The following is a 19567-nucleotide window of genomic DNA, read 5'->3' on the forward strand; positions in this document are numbered from 1 at the left end:
GTGGACGGCGTACCGTCCACCGGGGCCCACCGGGTGTCATGCGAGCGGGACCTCCAACTGCCGGGCCAGGTCCGCGACCAGGGCGTCCAGCCAGCCCCGGACGGTGCCCGGGTCGAACAGGTCGGCGTCGTACTCGACCTGACCCAGGTAGCCGTCGGCGTCCGGGGTGAGCGAGAACGCGCAGTCGGCGCGGGCGGAGTGGCCGGGGATGTCCTCGATCTCGGCGGTCAGGCCGGGGAGGTCGAGGGCGATGGGCGGGGTGCTCTGCACGGCGAGCACGATCTGCGGGTACCCGACGGGCATGGGGACGCCGCGCTCCCGCAGCGGTTCGACCAGCAGGCCGAACGGCATCAGGGAGTGGTCGAGGGCGGAGGCGATCGCCTCGGCGGCGCGGTCCACCAGGCCCGCGAACCCGCTCTCGCCCCGGGTCGGCACCAGGATCGGCATGCTGCTGGTGAGCAGGCCGACCACCTGCTCGTCGACCGGCCGCCGGCGGTTGGCGTTGGAGAGCAGGATCAGCACCTCCGGCGCGCCGCTGAGCGAGCCGAGCAGCCGGGCGAACGCGGCGACCACGACGGCCGAGGCGGTGGCGGAGCGCGCGGCGGCGTAGCGCCCTATCTCCTCGGCCACGGCTGCCGGGATCCGGAACTCGGCCGTCTCACCGTGTCCGGAGCGCCGTTCGGGACGGGGCCGGTCGGTGGGCACGTCCACCGAGAGCGAGGCGCCGCCGAGGGCCTTGGCCCAGTGGTCGGCGGCCGCCGCCATGGAGGCCCGGTTGACGACCGTCCGCTCCCAGCAGGCGTGGTCGGTCATCCGGCCGGCCTCTCCCGGCAGCGGTCCGCCCGTGCGGTAGAGCGCGCTCAGGTCGGCCAGCACGGTGGCCAGCGACCAGCCGTCGAGGGCGATGTGGTGGATGGTCAGCAGCAGCACCCACTCCTGGTCCGCCGGGCGCAGCAGTCGGGCGCGCAGCAGCGGGGGCGCCGTCAGGTCGAACGGGCGGCCGACCTCGGCCTCCAGGGCCGCGGCGAGGGCCGCGTCCCGTTCGGCGGGGGCGAGCCCGCGCAGGTCCTCGACCGGGACGTCCAGCTTGGTGTTCGGCAGCACCTGCTGGAGCCCGCCGAGTTCGGTGTCCACGAACCGGGTCCGCAGGCTCTCGTGCCGCTCGGTGACCGCCGTCAGCGCGGCGGCCAGCCGCCCGGGCTCCAGCGGCCCGCGCAGGGTGATCCGCTGGAGGATGTTCCACACCGCGGGGTCGGCCGCGTCGCCGTGGGCCTTGTGCAGCCGCCACTGGGTCACCCCGGCCGGCGCTGCGGACAGCGCCTCCCCGGCGCCGGTCAGGGTGGTCAGCAGCCGGTCGCGGTGGGTCCGGACGAGGCCGGTGACCTCCTTGTCCATCGCGCCGGCGGGGGCCAGGTAGCCGAGCCGCTCGCCGGTGGTGCGCAGCACGATCTCGCGTTCGTCGAGCAGGCGCAGCAGCCGCGCCCAGCCGTCCTCCGCCGTGCTCGCCGCGTCCTCTCCTCGAACGTCCTCCGCCGTGCTCACAGCGTCCCCTCCTCGAAGGCCGGGGCCGGGTGCTGCTCGGCGGCCGGCTCGTGGGCGGCCATCGCGCGGACGGTCGGGCGGCGGAAGAAGTCGAGCACGCCGATCCGCAGCCCGGTCTCCTCGCGGACCCGGTTCAGCAGCCGGGTGGCGGCCAGCGAGTGCCCGCCCAGGTCGAAGAAGGAGGTCTCCACCCCGACGGGGCGGCCGAGCTCCTCCTCCCAGAGCCGTTGCACGGTCCGCTCCAACTCGGTGGCCGGCGCGGCCTGGGGCTCGTCCGCGCCGAGCGGGCGCGGCTCCGGCAGGGCGGCGGTGTCGAGCTTGCCGTGGGCGTTGAACGGCAGGGCGCCGACGGTGGCCCAGAGCCCGGGCACCATGTAGTCGGGCAGCAGGTCGGCCAGCCGGTCGGCGACCCGGGGCAGGTCGGCGGCCGAGCATCCGACGTACCCGGCGAGCACGGTGCCCGCCGCGGTGCGGCGTGCCGTCACGGCGGCGGCGTGCACGCCGGGAACGCCGCGCAGCACGGTCTCGATCTCGCCCGGCTCGACCCGGTAGCCGCGCACCTTGACCTGGCGGTCGGCCCGGCCGAGGTACTCCAGCCGGCCGTCCGGGCGCCAGCGGCCGAGGTCGCCGGTGCGGTAGCTCGGGCCGTCGGGGGTGTCGGTGAAGACGGCGGCGCTCTCCTCGTCGCGGCCGATGTAGCCGATGCCGACCTGGACGCCGAGGGCGTGGATCTCGCCGACCGCTCCGGCGGGCACCCGGCGTCCGGCGGGGTCGCGCAGCACGATCCGGCTGCCCGGGGTCGGGCGGCCGATCGGCGCGTACTCCGGGCCGTCCGGGTCGATCTCGCCGGCCGTCAGCGCGTGGGTCTCGGTCGGGCCGTAGTGGTTGATCAGCCGGCAGCCGGGGTTGCGGCTCAGGAAGGCCCGCAGCCCGGGGGTGACCAGCACCTGCTCCCCGCCCGAGATCAGCTCCCGCAGGTGCGGAACGGGCTCCTCGCCGAGCGCGTCGGCCAGGGCGGCCAGCGGCGTGTACGGCAGGTGGAGCCGCTCGGCCCGGGTGGAGCGGACCACGGCGGCCAGCGCCGTCACGTCGTAGCGGGTCTCCTCCTCGATCAGCAGCAGGGTGCCGCCGCCGGCCAGCGTGGTGAGGATCTCCTGGACGCTGACGTCGAAGCCGCAGGAGGCGTACTGGAGGGTGCGGGCCGCGGGGTGGTCGGCGACGTTCCAGGCCACGAAGTGGGCCAGGGCGAGGGAGTGCATCAGCACGCCCTTGGGCCGGCCGGTGGAGCCGGAGGTGTAGAGCAGGTAGGCGGGGGCCTGCGCCGAGGGGGCGGGCAGCGGGGGCAGTTCGGCGGCGGCGCCGGCCGGGGCGGTGGCGGTGAGCACCGTCGGCACGGTCAGGCCGAGCTCCGCCGGGGCGTCGTCCGTGGTGGTGAGCAGGACGACCGGCGCGCTGTCCTCGACGATCAGCCGGCAGCGCTCGGGGCCCTGCAGCACGTCGACGGGTACGTGGACGGCGCCGAGGCGCAGGATGGCCAGCAGAGCGGCCACCAGGTCGACCGAGCGGGGCAGCAGGACGCCCACCCGGCTGCCCTCGCGGACGCCGGCCGCCAGCAGCCGGCCGGCCAGGTCGTCCGCCCGGGCCAGCAGTGTCCGGTAGTCCGTCCCGGTGCCGTCGGCGGCGACCACCGCGGTCTGCTCGGGCCGTCCGGCCGCGGTCGCGGCGATGGTGGCCAGCGGGTTCTCGGGTTCCCGGACGGCCGGGGGGCCGCACTCCAGGGCGGTGTCGGCCTCGGTGGCGGACACGGCGGTGAGTTCGACGAGGGGGCGCTCCGGGTCGGCGACCGCGGCGGTGAGCAGCCGCTCGAAGGCGCCGAGCAGCCGGTCGACGGTGGCCCGGTCGAAGAGGGTCTCGGCGTACTCGACGTGGCAGCGGATGCCGTCGGGCAGGCTGGTCAGGAAGAGCGTCAGGTCGAAGGCGGAGCGGTCCGCGACGTGGTCCAGCGGACGGGCCGTCACCCCGGGCAGGTCCAGTTCGAAGACCATGTGGTTCTCGAACTCGACCATGACCTGGAACAGCGGGTTGCGGCTGGTGTCGCGCTGCGGGTTCAGCTCCTGCACCAGCACCTCGAAGGGCAGCTGCTGGTGCTCGTAGGCGTCCAGCGCGGTGGAGCGGACCCGGCCGAGCGCCTCGGCGAAGGCCGGCTCTCCGGAGAGGTCCAGGCGCAGCGCCAGGGTGTTGACGAAGAACCCGACCAGGTCCTCGGTGCCGTCGGCCCGGTTGGCCACCGGGGTGCCCAGCACGATCTCGTCCTGGCCGGCGTACCGCTGCAGGACGCCGGCGAAGCCGGTCAGCAGGACCATGAACAGGGTGGAGCGCTTGGATCGTGCCAACTCCCGCAGGCCGTCCGAGAGTTCGGCGGGCAGGTGGTGGACGAAGGAGCGGCCTCGGCCGTCCGGCACCGCCGGGCGCGGCCGGTCGGTGGGCAGGGACAGCACCGGCAGGTCACCGCCGCCGAACACCTTGCGCCAGTGGGCGAGGCTCTCCTCGTACTCGCCGGCGGCCACCCGGGCCCGCTCGCGGGCTGCCTCGGTGGCCGGGCCGGTGGTGAGCAACGGGAGCCGGGCGGCCCGGTCCTCCCGGGCGGCCAGGTAGAGCTCGCCCAGCTCGCGGGTGATCACCACGGTGGACAGGGTGTCGATCACGATGTGGTGCATCGAGAGGACCAGGACGTGCCGGTCGGCGTCCCGCTCCAGCAGCAGGGCCCGGAACAGCGGACCCTCGGCGAGGTCGAAGCGGTGGGCTCCCTCGGCGGCGACCAGGTCGGCCACCGGGTCCGGGCTGCCGCCGTCGGCCGTGATCCGATGCAGCACCGGGCCGGCGGGCGGCGCCAGCACTTGCTGGAACGGTTCGCCGTCCTGCTCCCGGAAGACGGTGCGCAGCGCGACGTGGCGATCGACCAGCTGGCGCAGCGCGGCGTCCAGGGCCTGCGGGTCGAGCGGGCCGTCCAGGGCGATCGCCTTGACCTCGTTGTACTGACCGCCGTCGGGCAGCATCCGGTGCAGGAACCACATCCGCTGCTGGGCGTAGGACAGCGGCGCGCCGCGCAGGGTGTCCCGGCGCAGGACGTCGAGCTGGGGCAGGCCGGCCGCCACCAGGTCGGGGGAGAGCCCGAAGTCCACGAAGGCGGCGATCTCGTCGGCGCCGGCCGCCCGCAGCTCGGACAGCACCCCCTGGACGCTCTCCGGGGTGCCGATCAGCGCGCGGGAGGCGCAGTAGCGCTCGTACGCGCGCTCCAGCACGAACTCCAGGTCGTCCTCGCGGGCACTCTTGAAGTCCAGGGTCAGGCCCAGGCTGTTGGCCATCTGCCCGAACAGCGAGAGCGAGGAGCGCAGGTAGTTGCAGAACGGCCGGTAGGCCTGCTCGCGGGCGGTGGCCAGGTCGGTGCCCAGGTAGGTGTGGACCAGCACAACCACCCGGCCGGCCTCCGGGTCGAGCCCGTGCTCGGCCCGGGTGCGCCGGTAGACCTCGATGTTCTCGGCCAGCTGGGAGATGTCCTGGGTCATCAGGTTGGTGATGACGCCGAGGTCGTGCCGGGCGGCCTCGCGGAAGCTGTCCGGGTTGCCCACGATCGCGGTGAACATGGGCGGCAGGTCCTGCAGGGGGCGCGGGTGCAGGGTCACCTCGATCGGCTCGCCGTTGCCGTTGCGGCCCTGGTACGGCTCGCCGCGCCACAGTGCCCGGACGGTGTCGATCTGCCGGTGCATCAGCTCCTTGTGGCCGCCGTAGTTCTCGGGGAAGAACAGGAAGTCGTTGGGGTGCCAGCCGCTGGCGCAGCCCAGGCCGACCCGGCCGCCGGACAGGTTGTCGACCACCGACCACTCCTCGGCCACCCGCACCGGGTGGTGCAGCGGCAGCACGGCGCAGCCCGCGTTCAGCCGGATCCGGCTGGTCTCCCGGGCGAGGGCGGCGGCCAGCACCGAGGGGTTGGGGAAGATGCCGCCGAAGGAGTGGAAGTGGCGCTCCGGCAGCCAGACCGAGTGGAAGTCGTGCCGGTCGGCGAAGCGGGCGCTCTCCAGGACGATGCGGTACTTCTCGTCCTCCGGAGAGTCCAGCGGGTAGTCGCCGAAGAAGTAGAGGCTGAAGTCCACCGGCCGCTGCGGGTCGCTGACCGGCTGGTACGGGATCGGCTCCGCCTGGGCGCGCACGGTCTCGGCGGGGCCGGGGAGTTCGGCGGCGGGCCGGGGGGCCGGCAGGCGGACGCCGGGCGAGGCCGGGAAGAAGCCGCCGCGCCGCAGGTCGCGCAGCGACTCGCGGACCGCGTCGATCACGAACTCCAGGTCGCCGTCGGTGTGGGCGGTGGAGAGGAAGAAGTTGCGCCACTCCCACACGTAGACCCCGCGGGTCAGCAGGTGCGGGAAGAGCAGCTCCATGTCGGCCCGGGGCTCGAAGCGGAAGAGCGAGCCGAAGTGGGCCAGGCGCAGCGGGAACTCCTCCTCCTCGAAGAAGCCGTTCAGGGTGGCCGCCAGCTCGTCGGTGCGGGCGTTCAGCCGCTCCTGGAGGCCGGGGCCGGCCGCCTTGAGGTGGCGCAGCACCGCTCCCGCGGCGGTCATCGCCAGCGGGTGCTGGATGTAGGTGCCGCCGAAGAAGGTGGTGTCCTTGGGCGGGTAGCTGTCGTCCCCGTAGTCCCAGTGGCCGCCGTCGATCCCGTCCATGATGTCGGCCCGCCCGGCGATCGCGCCGATCGGGTAGCCGCCGCCCAGCACCTTGCCGTAGGTGGACATGTCGGGGGTGACGCCCCAGAAGCCCTCGGCGCCGCGAAGGTGGGGCCGGAAGCCGGTGAGCATCTGGTCGAAGACCAGCACGATGCCGAGCCGGGTGGTCAGTTCGCGCAGCGAGCGGACGAAGTCGGCGGGCTGGCGGCCGGGGTGGCGGCTCTGCACCGGCTCGACCAGGACGGCGGCGATCCGGTCGCCGTGCTCCTCGATGACCTTGAGGCTCTCCGGGTCGCCGTACCGCAGCACCAGCAGGTCCGCGACCGCGCTGCCGGGGATGCCGATGGACACCGGGACGGTCTCCCGGTCGGCGCCGCGGCCCAGCGTCCGGCCCAGGGTCTGGTCGGAGTGGCCGTGGTAGGAGCCCTCGAACATGACGATCTTGTCCCGGCCGGTGTGCGCGCGGGCCAGCCGGATCGCCCCGGCGTTCGCCTCGGTGCCGGAGTTGGCGAAGGCGACCCGCTCGGTGCCGGTCAGCTCGGCCAGCAGCTCGGCGGCCTCGCCGGTCTCCGGACCGCGCGGGCCCAGCCGCAGGCCCGAGGACAGGTGTTCGCGGACGGCCTCGGAGACGAACTCCGGGTCGTGGCCGAAGAGCAGGACGCCGAAGCCCATGGTGATGTCGACGTACGCGTTGCCGTCGACGTCCTCCAGCCGGGAGCCCCGGGCCCGCCGGGCGGCGAGCGGGTAGAGCATCTCCTTGGTGCCGGAGCGGAAGCCGACCACGGCTCGGCTGTCCGCCAGGGTGCGGCGGTGGCGGCGGGTGATCGCCTTGGAGGCGGTGGTGCGGGCGGTGAAGCGGGCGACCAGCTCGTCCACGTGGGCGCGCTGCTGGTCGGTCAGGCCGCCGGAGGCCATGCCGGACTCTCGGGAGACGGTCACCCGGGGGCCGTGCACCTGCGGGGCGGACGCCTTGGCGGCGGGGGTGGCCGGCGCGGGGGTCTGCGCCTCGACGGCGGGGGCGGGCACGGCGGCGGGCGTCGGGACCGGGGCGGTGACGGGTACGGCCGCCGCCGGGGGCAGGGCCGCGGGCACGGGCGCCGGGGGGAGTGCGGGTGCGCCGCCGGCCAGCAGACCGAGCTGGTCGCGCATCAGGTCGGAGAACTGGCCGAGGAGCGCGAGCTGGCGCTCGATCAGGCCGGTGCCGTCGGTCACCGGCCGCAGCGCGGTGGGCACCGCCTGCGGGGCGGTGGGCGCGACGGGCACGGGCTGGGGAACCGGCACCGCGGCCGGGGCCAGGACGGGTGGTGCCTGGACGGCCGGGGCCGGGTGGACGGCGGGTGCGACCTGGGCCACCGGGGCGGCCTGGACGGCAACGGCATCGGCATCGGGCGCGGCAACGGGAACGGCGACCGGAACGGGCACGGGCTCCGCCACGGGCTCCGGCTCGGCGGCCGGCAGCAGTGTGGCCAGCACCGCCGGCTCCAGCCGGGAGGCGATCAGCCCGGCCAGCCGGGCCGGGGTGTCGGCCGCCTCGAAGAGTTCGCGCATCGACACCCGGACCCGGAACGCGCGCTCCAGGTCGCGGATCATGTTGATCATCGAGAGCGAGTCGGCACCCAGGTCGAAGAACGGCTCGTCCGTCCCGACCGAGGCCTCGTCGTAGCCGAGCTGGCGGGCCGTCTGCTCGACGACCTGGCGCAGGACGGCCTGCTCGGCGAGCTCCTCGGGGCTCGGCGTCGGTGCGGCGGCCGGCGTCGCGGCCGGCGCGCTCTGCTGGGGTGGGTCCTGGTGCATGGCGGGGTCCTCGGTGGTGGGCCGGACAGGGGCGGTGAACCAGTGGCGGCGGCGTTGGAAGACGGTGGTGGGCAGCGGGACGCGGCGGGCAGGTCCGTCCGGCCAGTCCCGGGCGGCGGCGAAGCGGGCCCAGTCGAGCGGCACGCCGTGCGACCACAGCGCGGCCGCGGCGGCGTCGAACTGCTGCTCCGGCGAGGCGCCGCGCCGGCCGCCGGCGACGAAGTGGCGGTGCGGCAGCTCCCGGCGGCCCATGCCGGTCAGCGTCGGGTGCGGGCCGAGCTCCAGGAACAGCTCGTGGCCCAGTCCGTCCAGCGCGGCGAGCACCTGGTCGAACCGGGCGGTCTCCCGGGTCTGCCGCAGGAAGTACTCGGGCGTCGGGACGGTCCCGGGGGCCAGCACCTCGCCGCCGAGGTTGCTGACCAGCGGGACGGCCAGCGGCCGCAGGCGCAGCCGGGCCAGCTGGTCGCGGAACGGGTCGAGCATCGGGTCGAGCAGGCGGGAGTGGAACGCCCGGTCGGCGGCCAGGCGTTCGGTGGTCACCCCGTCGGCGGCCAGTACGGCCTCGGCGGCGGCGATCTCGCGCGGCGGGCCGGCCAGCACGCACTGGCCCTTGCCGTTGACCACGGCCAGGTCCACCCCGGGCAGCCAGTCGCCGAGCCCGGCCAGCCGGTCCGGGCCGGCCGAGACGACCGTCATGGCGCCCGGTTCGGTCAGCCGGTGCATCAGCCGGCCGCGCAGCGCCGTCAGGAACATCCCGTCGGCCAGGTCGAGCGCGCCGGCCGCGTGGAAGGCCGCGTACTCCCCGGCGCTGTGCCCGGCGACCGCGGCGGGACGCACGCCGAGCTCCTGCCAGAGCCGCAGGTTGGCCGCCTGGAGGGCGAACAGCGCGGGCTGCGCCGCCTCGGTGGTCCAGGTGTCCTCGGTGCCCTGAGCGGCGGGGTCGAGCAGCAGCGGCAGCAGCGGCTCGTCCCAGGCCTCGCGGTGAAGCCGGTCGCACTCCTCCAGGACGGCGCGGAAGACCGGGAAGGCGGCGTGCAGTTCGGCGGCCATGCCCCGGTACTGGGAGCCCTGGCCGGTGAAGAGCAGCACCGGCCGGACCTCGCCGCGCCCGGTCTCGCGGTGGGCCGCGCCGGCGGTGGGCCGGCCCGCCAGGAAGGCGTCCAGTCCCTTGCGCAGGGCGGCCGGGTCGGGGCCGGTGACGGCCAGTCGGTGGCGCAGCGCGCGCCGGCCGGCGCCGAGGGTGAGCGGCAGGTCGCCGGGGGCGAGGGCGGGTTCGGCGTCCAGTCGGTCGCGGAGCAGTCCGGCCAGCTCGGTGAGGCCCTGGGCGGTGCGGGCCGACAGCGGCAGCACGGTCGGGGCCGGTCGCGGCGCGGGCACCGCGGCGGCGGCCGGGGCCTGCTCCAGCACCAGGTGGGCGTTGGTGCCGCCGACGCCCAGGGCGCTGACCCCGGCCCGGCGCGGGGTGGGGCCGTCCGGCCAGTCCCGGCGCTCGGCGGCGAGCTGGAACGGGCTGCCGGCCAGCTCCAGCGCGGGGTTGGGGCTGGTGAAGTTCACCAGCGGCGGGACGGTGCCGTGCCGCAGCACCAGCAGCGCCTTGATCAGGCCCGCCATTCCGGCGCAGGTGTCCAGGTGGCCGATGTTGGGCTTGACCGAGCCGAGCGAGCAGAACCCGGCGGCCTCGGTCCGGGCCCGGAACGCCTGGGCCAGCGCCCGGAACTCGATCGGGTCGCCGAGCGGGGTGCCGGTGCCGTGGGCCTCGATGTAGCCGATGCTCTCGGCCGGTACGCCCGCGAGGTCCAGGGCCCGGCCGACCACGGCCGCCTGCCCGTCCACGCTGGGCGCGGTGTAGCCGACCTTCCGGCCGCCGTCGTTGTTGACGGCCGAGCCGAGGATCACCCCGTGCACGGTGTCGCCGTCGGCGAGCGCCCGGTCGAGGCGCTTGAGCAGGACGGCGGCGACGCCGTTGCCGCCGACCGTGCCGCCCGCCTCGGCGTCGAAGGCCCGGCAGGCGCCGTCGGGGGAGAGGATCGACCCCTCCTCGTAGCGGTAGCCGGCGGCCTGCGGGATGTGCAGGGCGGCGGCCCCGGCGAGGGCGAGCTCGCAGTCGCCCGCCAGTAGGGACTGCACGGCCAGGTGCACCGCGACCAGCGAGGTGGAGCAGGCCGTCTGCACGCCGATCGCCGGTCCGGTGAGGCCCAGCCGGTAGGCGACCCGGGTGGCGGCGAAGTCCGCCTGGTTGCCGATCGCGGTCTGCAGGGCGGCCACCGGGTCGGCCGGGTCGGCGGTGGCGGCCAGGGTGTGCTGGTAGTAGTTGCGCAGCGCGTACAGGGTCATCCCGGTGCCGGCGAAGACCCCGACCCGGAGCTCCGGGTCCGGCGCGTCGTAGCCGCCGTCCTCCAGGGCCTGGCGGCAGATCTCCAGCAGCAGGCGCTGCTGCGGGTCCATCAGCGCGGCCTCGGTGCCGCTGATGCCGAACGCCTCGGCGTCGAAACGGTCGACGTCGGTGAGCGCCCCGGTGACCGGGACGAAGTCGGGGTGGCGGTACTCCTCCGGGCGCAGTCCGGCGGCCGCCAGTTCCTCCTCGGTGAACCGGGTGGTGCTGCGGACGCCCTCGACGATGTTCCGCCAGTACTGCTCGGGGGTGTCGGCGCCGGGCAGGCGCAGCGCCAGGCCGACGATCGCCACCCGGCGGTCGTCGCCCGGCCCGGCGTCGGTGCCGGCGGCGGGGGAGCGGAGCGCAGCGGTGGGTGAAGCCGGTTCGGCGGCCAGGTGCTCGATCAGGGCGTCCACGGTGGGGTGGCGGAACAGTTCGGTGGGCGCCGGGGGCGTGGGCAGCACGGTGCTGAGCGCGCCGTGCACCCGCATCAACTGGAGGGAGCCGATACCGAGTTCGGCGAGCGGGCGGCCCGGGTCCAGTGGGGTGTCCAGGACGGACTCGAAGGCGTCCAGGACGAGTCGGCGCAGCCCGGACGGTGCGGTCCGGCCGGCTGCCGCGGTGCCCGGAGCCGTGGTGGACGGCGCCGGGGTGGACGGCGCCGGGGCGGCGGTGGTCACCGGGCGGGGCGCGGTGGCGCGCAGCCGGCGCCGGGCGGCGGGGGAGCTCGGGTCCGGACCGGCGTACCGGTGGCCCGGGGCGCCGGCCAGCAGCAGGGCGGTCAGTCGGCGCCCGTGGGCGGCGCTCAGCACGGCGATGCCCCGGCCGGTGGCGGCCTGCTCGTTCTCCGTGTCGCGGTTCATGCCGATCCCGCGCCACAGGCCCCAGGAGATCGTCCAGGCCGGGGTGCCGCTCTCGCGGCGCAGCCGCTCGACGGTGCTTTCCAGGTAGCGGTTGGCGGCGGCGTAGCCGGTGGAGCCGACCGCCTCCTGGAGGCCGATCATCGAGGAGAAGGCGACGAACTGTGCTCCGGGCCGTTCCTTGACCAGCTCGATGAGGTGGTCGGTGCCCTCGGCCTTGGTCCGGACGGCCTCCCGCCAGCCCTCGGTGCCGGTGTCGGCGAGGAGCGCGAGCCGGTAGCCGCCGGCCAGGTGGAGCACGCCGTCCAGCGGTGCCTGCCACTCCCGCTCGGCCTCGGCAACGACCTCCGCCAACTGCTGACGGTTCGTCACATCGGCCTGGCGGTAGCCGACCTGACCGCCCTGGGCGGCCAGTCGGCGCAGTGCGGCCCGGCGTTCGGCGGCCTCGGCGGTCGGGGCGTCCAGGTCGCTGCGGCCGACGATCAGCAGTCGGGAGCCGTACTCGCGCAGCAGCCCGGGCAGCAGCTCGGCGGCGATCCCGCCGAGGCCGCCGGTGACGAGGTAGCGGGCGCCGGGGGTGAGCAGCGAGCAGCCCGCCCCGGCCGGCCCGGAGGCGGCCTCGACCGTTTCCAGCCGGGGGACCCAGGGGCGGCCGGCGCGCCAGGCGGATTCGGGTTCGGGTCGGGGATCGGTGAGCAGGGCGAGCAGGGCGGAGGCCTGGTCCGCGGCCGGTGCCTCGCCCGGCAGGTCGAGGTGCCGGGCGGCGGGTACCAGCTGTTCGGCCCGCGCCCCGGCGGTCAGCGCCGCGGTCAACGCGGCGGTGGGACGGGGGAGTTCACCGGGGAGTACGGCGTGCAGCCCGGCGCTGACGGAGACCAGCTCGCGGACCGGCGCCCGGGTCGGGAGCGCCCGGAGCAGGGCGAGCAGCGACTCGTCCGGTCGGTCCGGTCCGTCGGCCGCGGCGCTCCAGAGGTAGACCAGCCGGTCGGCGGTCCGGTCCCCGAGGGCCCGCAGCCAGTCCTCGGGGTCGGTGGTCGGCGGCCGGTCCACCACCAGGGCGTTCGGCAGGGCGGCGGCCAGGGCCTCGGTGAGGGTGCCGGGGCCGGACGGCCCGAGCAGCAGGATCGTTTCGTCCGCCAACGGGGCGGCCACGGCCTCCGGAACCGGGCGGGGCTCCCAGCCGAGCCGCCGCACGCAGTCCGGCAGCGTCCGGGAGTTGGCCTCGGCCAGGTCCAGCGTCACGACGTGGTCGTCGAGTTCGCCGTCCAGCAGCCGGCGGCGCAGCGCGGTGCGCTGGATCTTGCCGCTGGTGGTGCGGGGGAAATCGGCCGCCGGGACGGGGAGTACCAGGGCGGGCGCGGGCTGCCGGCGGGCCGCCAGCAGCTGTCGCACCTCGGCGGCGACGGGCGGCGCGGGGGCCTGCGGGTCGCTCTGGACGTAGGCGATCACCAGTTGCTCGGTGCCGGTGCGTTCGTCCGGTACCCCGAAGGCCGCGACGTGGCCGGAGCGCACTCCCGCCACGGAGGCCACCACGTCCTCCAGCTCGTGGCAGAAGTAGTGCACGCCGTTGACGATGATGATCTCCTTGCGACGGCCGGTGAGCACCACCTCGCCGTCGGTCAGGAAGGCGAGGTCCCCGGTGTCGAACCAGTCGTCGCCGACGAAGGCCTCCTGGTTGGCGGCCGGGTTGTTCAGGTACCCCGGCGTCACCCGGCCGGAGCGGACCTGGAGCCGGCCGACCCAGTGCTCGGGCAGCGCCCGCCCGTTGTCGTCGGTGACCCGCATCCGGGTGCCGGGAGCGGGCCGTCCCATGCTGAGGAAGCCGGTGCCGCGCTCGGCCGAGTCCGGGTCGGCGGGCTCCAGCCGGCCGCTGAGCGAGTCGGTGCGCACCAGTCGGCGGGAACCGTCCTCGTGGTAGCGCTTGTAGGTGATCACGGTGCAGGTCTCGGCCATGCCCCAGCCCAGCAGCAGGTGCTCGGGGCGGACACCGAACGGGGCGGTGGCGGCCAGGAACTCGTCCAGCACCGCCTCGGTGCACTGCTCGCCGGCGTTGATCAGCGACTTGACCGCGGACAGGTCCCAGTGGCGTCCGGGCCCGGCGGCCCGGACGGCCTCGGCGACCAGCCGGTAGCCGAAGTTGGGCGACCAGGAGTGCGCGCCCCGGTAGCGCTCCAGCGCGTCCAGCCAGACCAGCGGGTCGGCGAGGACGAGTTCGGTGGGCACCTGCACCTGGTCGGCGGCCAGCACCACGTCGCGCAGGTGGAACATCAGCAGTCCGGCGACGTGGTCCAGGGGCAGCCAGTTGACCGTGGTGTCGGCCGGATCGCAGCCGTTCGCGACGGCTCCGGCGGTGTACTCCAGGATGCCGCGGTGGGTGATCTGCACCGCCTTGGACCGCCCGGTGCTGCCGGAGGACAGCTGGAGGATCGCGACGTCGCCGGGGGCGGGGGCGTGTTCGGCGGCCGCCGGGCGGTCGCCGTCGACGGGCCGGTCGACGGCGATCACCCGCAGACCCGGCGCCGGGTACAGCTCCCCGAGCCGCTCCAGGCCGTCCACCGCAGGCCCGCAGGCGAGCACCGGCGGCTCCTCCAGGGTCTGCCAGGCGTGCCAGAGCTTCTCCAGGACGGGGTTGCGCTCGTGGTAGTCCGGCGGGCGGGCCACCGTCACCGGCTGCACCCCGCCCAGCAGACAGGCCCACAGGGTGGGGAAGTAGAGCTCCGGCTCCGGGACCTGGAGGATCACCCGGTCCCCGGCCCGCACTCCGGCGGAGGCCAGAGTGGCGAGGATCTCGCGCGATCGGGCGAGGAGTTGACGGTAGGTCAGCCGGGTCGCCTCGCCGCCCGCCCGGACCAGGTGCAGCCCCCGGTCGGGGTGCAGCTCGGCGGCGCGCAGCAGCGCCTCGGGCAGCGTCCGGGGCGCGTCCGGCGCGGGGGCGGGCAGCGGGGCGCCGACGGCCTCCGTCCCGGGGCCCGCGGGCGCGGCCGCCGGCTCCGCCGGGGCGGTGCCGGCCGTCGCCGACGCCTCCCCGAACGGCCGCCAGTGGTCGGTGAGTTCACGCAGGTGACGGAGGGTGGGGCCGGGCGCGGCCGGCGCCCGGGTGAGTGCGGCGGCCAGGGCGGCGGCGTCGGGTTCGCCCTCGGGGGTGCGGACGATGCCGTCCAGGAGGTGCACCTCGGCGCTCGGGTCGGCGTCCAGCAGGGCCGCGGCGGCCCGGCGGCGCAGGGCCTCGGGATCGCCGTCGACGGCGGGCACCAGGTAGGCCAGCAGGCCTGGGCGGCCGTTCCCGCGCTCGACGGGCAGCAGCGCGCAGTCGGCGATCTCGGGGCGCAGCAGCAGTCGGGCTTCCAGGGTTCGCAGCCGGCCGTGGTCGGGACCGGTGGGGCTCATGACGTTCGGCACCTTTCGGATCGGTGCCGGGGCGCGGGTGTGGGCCGCCCCGGGTCAGGGAGGGGAGCGGAGACGGGTGGCGCTTACGGCGCGGGGGCGCCGGGGCGGTACGGGGGAAAGCGCGGTGTCGTGTACGGCGCGGGCGCCGGAGGGTGGTGCGAAGGAGCGGTGTCGCGTACGGCGTGGGGGTGCGGCGGGTGTGGTGCGTGCGTCGGGCCGGTGCCGCGTACGGCGCGGGACGCCGGGGTGGTGGCGGGGGCCGGTGGGCGGGCCGCTCAGCGGCGGCGGGTGCGGGCGACCAGGACGAGGAAGGCGAGCGCCAGCACGATCGGGACGGCGTGCGAGACGCCGACCACGGTCAGCGGGCTGACCACCGCCAGCAGTGAGCCGCTCAGCAGCATCCCGGTGCCCATGCCGACGTTCTCGGCGGACGCGAGGATGCCGAAGGCCTCGCCGCGCCGCTCGTCGGCGAGGGCCTGGATCCGGGTGGTGTAGGAGATCTCGGTGAAGCCGTCGCCGAGGCCGGCACCGATCGCGACCAGCAGGAAGAGCGGGGTCGGGAGGTCGGTGAAGACCAGGATGAAGCAGGCGGACATCAGGCAGGTGCCCAGCGCGAAGCCGCGCTCGCCGGGCTCGATGCCCCGGCGCAGCATGAACCGGGAGACCAGTTGCTGGGCGCCGAGGTTGCCGATCGCCCAGGTGGCCCAGAAGGTGCCGAGCAGTGCGGCCGGGTTGTCGGGGGAGGACAGGTTGGCGAAGACCGGAAGGCTGATGTTGTGGGCGGCGGAGCCGAAGGCGTCCAGCAGTCGGATCCCCGCCATGGCGCCCACCACCGGAGCGGCCCGCAGGACGACCAGCGCCTGCCACCGGGGGCCGCGCTTCCCGGCTGCCGGCGCGGGCTCCTCCGGCCGGGGCGCGGGTTCCTCCGCCGGGGCGGCCCGGGTGGGCAGGGGCAGCCGGATCACCAGTGCCCCGAACAGGACGAAGCTGGCCGCGTCGATGAGCAGCGCGGCCCGGAACCCGGCCCAGGCCACCACCACGCCCGCGGAGGCGAAGCCGAGCACCATCGCCGTCGAACGGCAGCTCGCCATCAGGCTGTTGGCCCGGGCGCGGCGCTCGGCGCCGACCATCTCGGGGATGCTGGTCCGCAGCGCGACGGAGGCCACCGCGGCGGCGCCGCCGAGGACCAGGGCGAGCGGGTAGAGCACGGGGATGCGCATCGAGGCCGGGACGAGGGCGACGACGACCAGCGCCAGCGCCTGGGCGAGGGCGCAGCCCGTCATCAGCCGCCGCCGCTCCAGCCGGGCCACCAGTCGTCCGGCGACCAGCCCGCCGGCGAGGCCGCCGCCCAGTCGCAGGACCAGGTACCCGGCCGTGCCGAGGGCGTTGCCGGCGGCCTCGTAGGCGAACAGGCTCAGCGCGACCAGGTCGAGCTGGCTCCCGTACATGTTCAGGGCATCGCCTGCGGCCAGCCGGTAGAAGACCCGGGGCAGCTTGCTCGTGGTCTGGTGCGTTGCTTCCAATGCAGTGTCCGGCACCGTGGTCCCCCCGGGCACGCCATATATGGCGGTTCAGTGTGACATTGCACCGCAACCTAGAGGGTGAACGGGTGTCAGATCAATGCTTAGATCATTTCCTGTCCAAAAGATCGCGCACTCGGCCGACTTACTGTCATCTTTCGCGCCACCCTGGCCGGTTGTTGGCGTACGGACAGGTGGGCGGGGCGGTCGAGGCGGGGATCAGCGGCGGCCGAAGAGCCTGCCGAACCAGCCCTTGCCCGCGCTGCCCCGGGCCGCGCAGCCGCAGCGGGCGGACGCGGGCACCCCGGCCAGGACCTGCTCCACGTGCATCCCGCACCCGGCGAAGGTCGGCTTCCCGCAGGTGCGGCAGGCGACTCGTCGGCACATCTCGTTCTCCGTTCTCCGGGCCCCCAGGGCTGGGGCCGCCCTGCCAATATACCCCACCCCGTATTTGTAATGTCGGATTCGTCCGGCCGCCGGGGCCGGAACGGCGGCAGGGCGAAACCGGTGTGCGGAGAGCCGGCGTGCAGTGGGCCGGTGTGCAGCGATTCGGGGTGGGAGAAGGGGCGCGCCGAGAAGGGGTGCCGAGGAGGGGGCGGTCAGGCCGTCCCGGGCCGGGCCTGTGGAATCGCGTAGGTCAGCGTGGCGCTGGCCACCAGGACGCCGTCGGCGTCCAGCAGCTCGGCCAGGACCACGCACAGCCGGCGCCCGAACTTGGCCGTCCTGGCGTGCACGCGCAGCGTCCCGGGGCGCGGCCGGTTGAGGAAGCTGATCTGCAGCGAGCTGGTCAGCGCCATCAGGGTGGGCCCGAGCCGGGCGTTGATCAGGAGGAACGCGGCCAGGTCGCACAGCCCGGCCTGCTCGGGGCCCGAGACGGTGCCGCCCGGGCGGGTGCGCAGCCGGTCGCCGTCCACCGCCATGGTCAGGGCGTGGCCGTCCACGTCGGTCACCCGGCAGGCGGCGTAGTCGGGGAACTGGTCGGTGATCAGCTCATTGAGCCGGTCGGGGCCCAGGAGGACGTCGACGGTGGCGACCGCCGTGTTCGAGTCGGTGGTCATGGGGGCCAGCGTAACCGTCGGCCCGGCGGTACGCCGGGAGTGGTCCAGGCCTGCTTCCGGCCAGCTTCGTTCTCCGTGGTCAACCGCCAAGATCCGTTACGGGAAAGATAATTGCGCATGTCGTGCCGGTGTCGCGGTGGCCGGAACCAGTCCCTCCGGCGGTGTCGGGTGGCCGAATCCGTCCGGCACGATTCGTGAGGGACCTTGTTCGGGCCAAAAAGCAGCACCTACGCTCCGAGGAAGTTCAGCGGAGCCGCCACGGGGCTCCGCCGGCCGCTGGGGGGCGGCGCCCTTTTCCTTGTGGTCGTCATCGAGAGCCTCGGTGGAAACCGCCGCGGCCGCTCCCGCCCGACCATGTCCTGCTTCGGATTCCTGCTTCAGAGACGGGGTGTTGTGCCATGGGGATTTCCATTCTGGACGACGAGGCGGTGGTGGTCCGCACGCCCGACGAGTTCCTCGCGATGCCGGAGGAGTACCGGGAGATCGCGATCCGCGGCATGGTGGTCAACACCGAGGGCGAGCTCTCCGGCGGCGACGACTACGTGCAGGTCTTTCTGCCGCTGGCCCCCGACGCGGAGGAGCGGCAGGTCTGCGCCGAGCGCGCCGCCGAGGAGTACGACCACTACAAGATCGGCAAGCGGGTCCTCGCCGAGATCGGCGTGGACACCGGCTACATGGAGAAGCAGACCCTGGCCGAGCGGAACCTGTTCCGGGCCCAGGAGTTCCACAACTGCACCACCTGGGCCGAGCGCGGGATCTTCTCCTACATCGGGGAGGAGACGGCCATGGTGATGATCTCCGAGTTCGCGCAGAGCAGCTACCGCCCCTGGGCCGACGCGGTGCGCACGATCATCCTCGACGAGAAGGTGCACATCGCCCACGGCGCCCGGGTGTGCCGCAACCTCGCCGCCACCGACGACGGCCGCGAGCAGCTCCAGCAGGCCCTGGACCGGCTGTGGCCGACCTTCATCCGGATCTTCGGCAGCCCGCGCTCCGAGCGCGCCAGGCTGGCCGTCCGCTTCGGCCTGCGGCAGACCACCAACGGCGAGGCCTGCGACCTGTGGCGGGAGAAGGTCACCCCGCGCATCAAGAACCTGGGTCTGCGCCTCCCGGAGTAGCAGTCGCAGCAGCACGCCGATCCCGTGACTCCCGAGGAGCCCACCGCCATGGCAACACCCGTCACCATCGAACAGCGCCCGCTGAGCCGGCGCGAGGCCAAGGCGCGAACCGCCGAACTCCTCGCCGACCGGCCCGACCTGGCCGAACGCCTGCACCGGCTGCGCCGGCTGGGGCGCGAGGTCCGGTCCTGCGAGGTCCACCTCACCAACACCTGCAACATCCGCTGCAAGGGCTGCTGGTACTTCGAGGGCGGCTTCGACACGGCCGTCAAGGAACTCTCCGACCTGGACCGCATCCGGGCCTTCGCCCGCAAGCTGGCCGACGACGGCGTCAACCAGGCCACCCTGATCGGCGGCGAGCCCACCCTCGTCCCGCGCCGGGTCGAGGCCTTCGTCGAACAGCTGCCGTACATCACCATCTCCACCAACGGCCTGCGCCCGATGCCCAAGCAGGGCTTCGAGAAGATCGCCATCGCGGTCAGCATCTTCGGCGGCGGCCCGCTCGACGACGACCTGCGCGCGATCCGGGTCAACGGCTCCAAGTTCACCGGCCTGTTCGACACCGCGCTCAAGCACTACCGCGACGACCAGCGGGTGCTGTTCATCTACGCGCTCTCCGAGGCCGGGGTCGAGCACATCGAGCCCACCGTGCGGAAGATCGCCGAGAACGGCAACATCGTCACCTTCAACTTCTACAGCGAGCACGGCACCGAGACCCCGCTGAAGATCGCCAACGAGCAGCGGGTGCTGGACGAGGCGCAGCGGGTCAAGGACCTCTACCCGCACGCGGTGGTGAGCCACCCGTACTTCATCCGGACCCTGGTGACCGGCCGGACGCACTGGGGCGGCCGCTTCGGCTACGACGTCTGCCCCAGCCTCAGCGTCGACGCCCCCGAGCACGAGGACCGTGTCGCCAACGGCAACCCGGTCATCCCCGGCTTCAACGTCTGGGGCGCCGACTACGAGTCGCTCCAGTTCTGCTGCACCTCCGGCGACTGCGGCGGCTGCCGGGACAGCCAGGCCGTCTACAGCTGGCTGGTGGTCAGCGCCAACCGCTTCCTGGACGACGCGGCCCGGCTGGAGCAGTGGCTGGACATCGCCGAGAGCTACTGGCGCCAGTGGCACTGGGCCCCGTACCACGCGAGCAAGGCCGGCACCACGGCCTGAGCCCACCGCCCCTCCGCGCCGTCCCCGGCCAC

7 protein-coding genes are annotated in these 19567 nt (G+C 74.7%); 2 read left to right on the top strand and 5 right to left on the bottom strand.

Features of this window, described 5'->3' with window-relative positions; translation table 11 throughout:
* Positions 1-36 precede the first annotated feature (36 nt).
* The 5 genes from ACWGJO_RS20540 to ACWGJO_RS20560 form a co-directional block, all read right to left on the bottom strand.
* On the bottom strand, positions 37-1542 hold the full coding sequence (locus ACWGJO_RS20540) for a condensation domain-containing protein (RefSeq protein ID WP_452185621.1): 1506 nt from the start codon (positions 1540-1542) through the stop codon (positions 37-39).
* The gene (locus ACWGJO_RS20545) at positions 1539-14672 is read right to left on the bottom strand and encodes a MupA/Atu3671 family FMN-dependent luciferase-like monooxygenase (protein ID WP_452185623.1); all 13134 of its coding nucleotides are present in this window, start codon (positions 14670-14672) and stop codon (positions 1539-1541) included. The genes ACWGJO_RS20540 and ACWGJO_RS20545 overlap by 4 nt, the downstream gene beginning before the upstream one ends.
* Before the next feature lie 275 nt (positions 14673-14947).
* Positions 14948-16195 (bottom strand): MFS transporter, encoded by a 1248-nt coding sequence (locus ACWGJO_RS20550; protein ID WP_452185625.1) that lies wholly within the window; start codon positions 16193-16195, stop codon positions 14948-14950.
* A 216-nt stretch (positions 16196-16411) separates the two neighbouring features.
* The gene (locus ACWGJO_RS20555; RefSeq protein ID WP_452185627.1) at positions 16412-16579 is read right to left on the bottom strand and encodes a hypothetical protein; all 168 of its coding nucleotides are present in this window, start codon (positions 16577-16579) and stop codon (positions 16412-16414) included.
* A 212-nt stretch (positions 16580-16791) separates the two neighbouring features.
* Positions 16792-17250 carry a PaaI family thioesterase gene (locus ACWGJO_RS20560; RefSeq protein ID WP_452185629.1) on the bottom strand — a complete coding sequence of 153 codons (459 nt, stop codon included), beginning with the start codon at positions 17248-17250 and terminating at the stop codon, positions 16792-16794.
* Positions 17251-17648: 398 nt separating this feature from the next.
* Between ACWGJO_RS20560 and ACWGJO_RS20565 the strand changes: the two genes are divergently transcribed.
* Positions 17649-18368, top strand: coding sequence for a Phenylacetic acid catabolic protein (locus ACWGJO_RS20565; RefSeq protein WP_387690192.1), 720 nt, complete (start codon positions 17649-17651; stop codon positions 18366-18368).
* A gap of 48 nt (positions 18369-18416) precedes the next feature.
* Positions 18417-19535, top strand: a complete 1119-nt coding sequence (locus tag ACWGJO_RS20570; protein WP_387690194.1) for a radical SAM protein — start codon at positions 18417-18419, stop codon at positions 19533-19535.
* Positions 19536-19567 lie beyond the last annotated feature (32 nt).

This window comes from Kitasatospora sp. NPDC054795, from assembly GCF_053611565.1.

Bases quoted from the DNA above. Each gene is read 5' to 3' on its own strand.
- ACWGJO_RS20545 (WP_452185623.1), bottom strand. From the start codon at position 14,672: ATGAGCCCCACCGGTCCCGACCACGGCCGGCTGCGAACCCTGGAAGCC.
- ACWGJO_RS20555 (WP_452185627.1), bottom strand. From the start codon at position 16,579: ATGTGCCGACGAGTCGCCTGCCGCACCTGCGGGAAGCCGACCTTCGCC.
- ACWGJO_RS20560 (WP_452185629.1), bottom strand. From the start codon at position 17,250: ATGACCACCGACTCGAACACGGCGGTCGCCACCGTCGACGTCCTCCTG.
- ACWGJO_RS20565 (WP_387690192.1), top strand. From the start codon at position 17,649: ATGGGGATTTCCATTCTGGACGACGAGGCGGTGGTGGTCCGCACGCCC.
- ACWGJO_RS20570 (WP_387690194.1), top strand. From the start codon at position 18,417: ATGGCAACACCCGTCACCATCGAACAGCGCCCGCTGAGCCGGCGCGAG.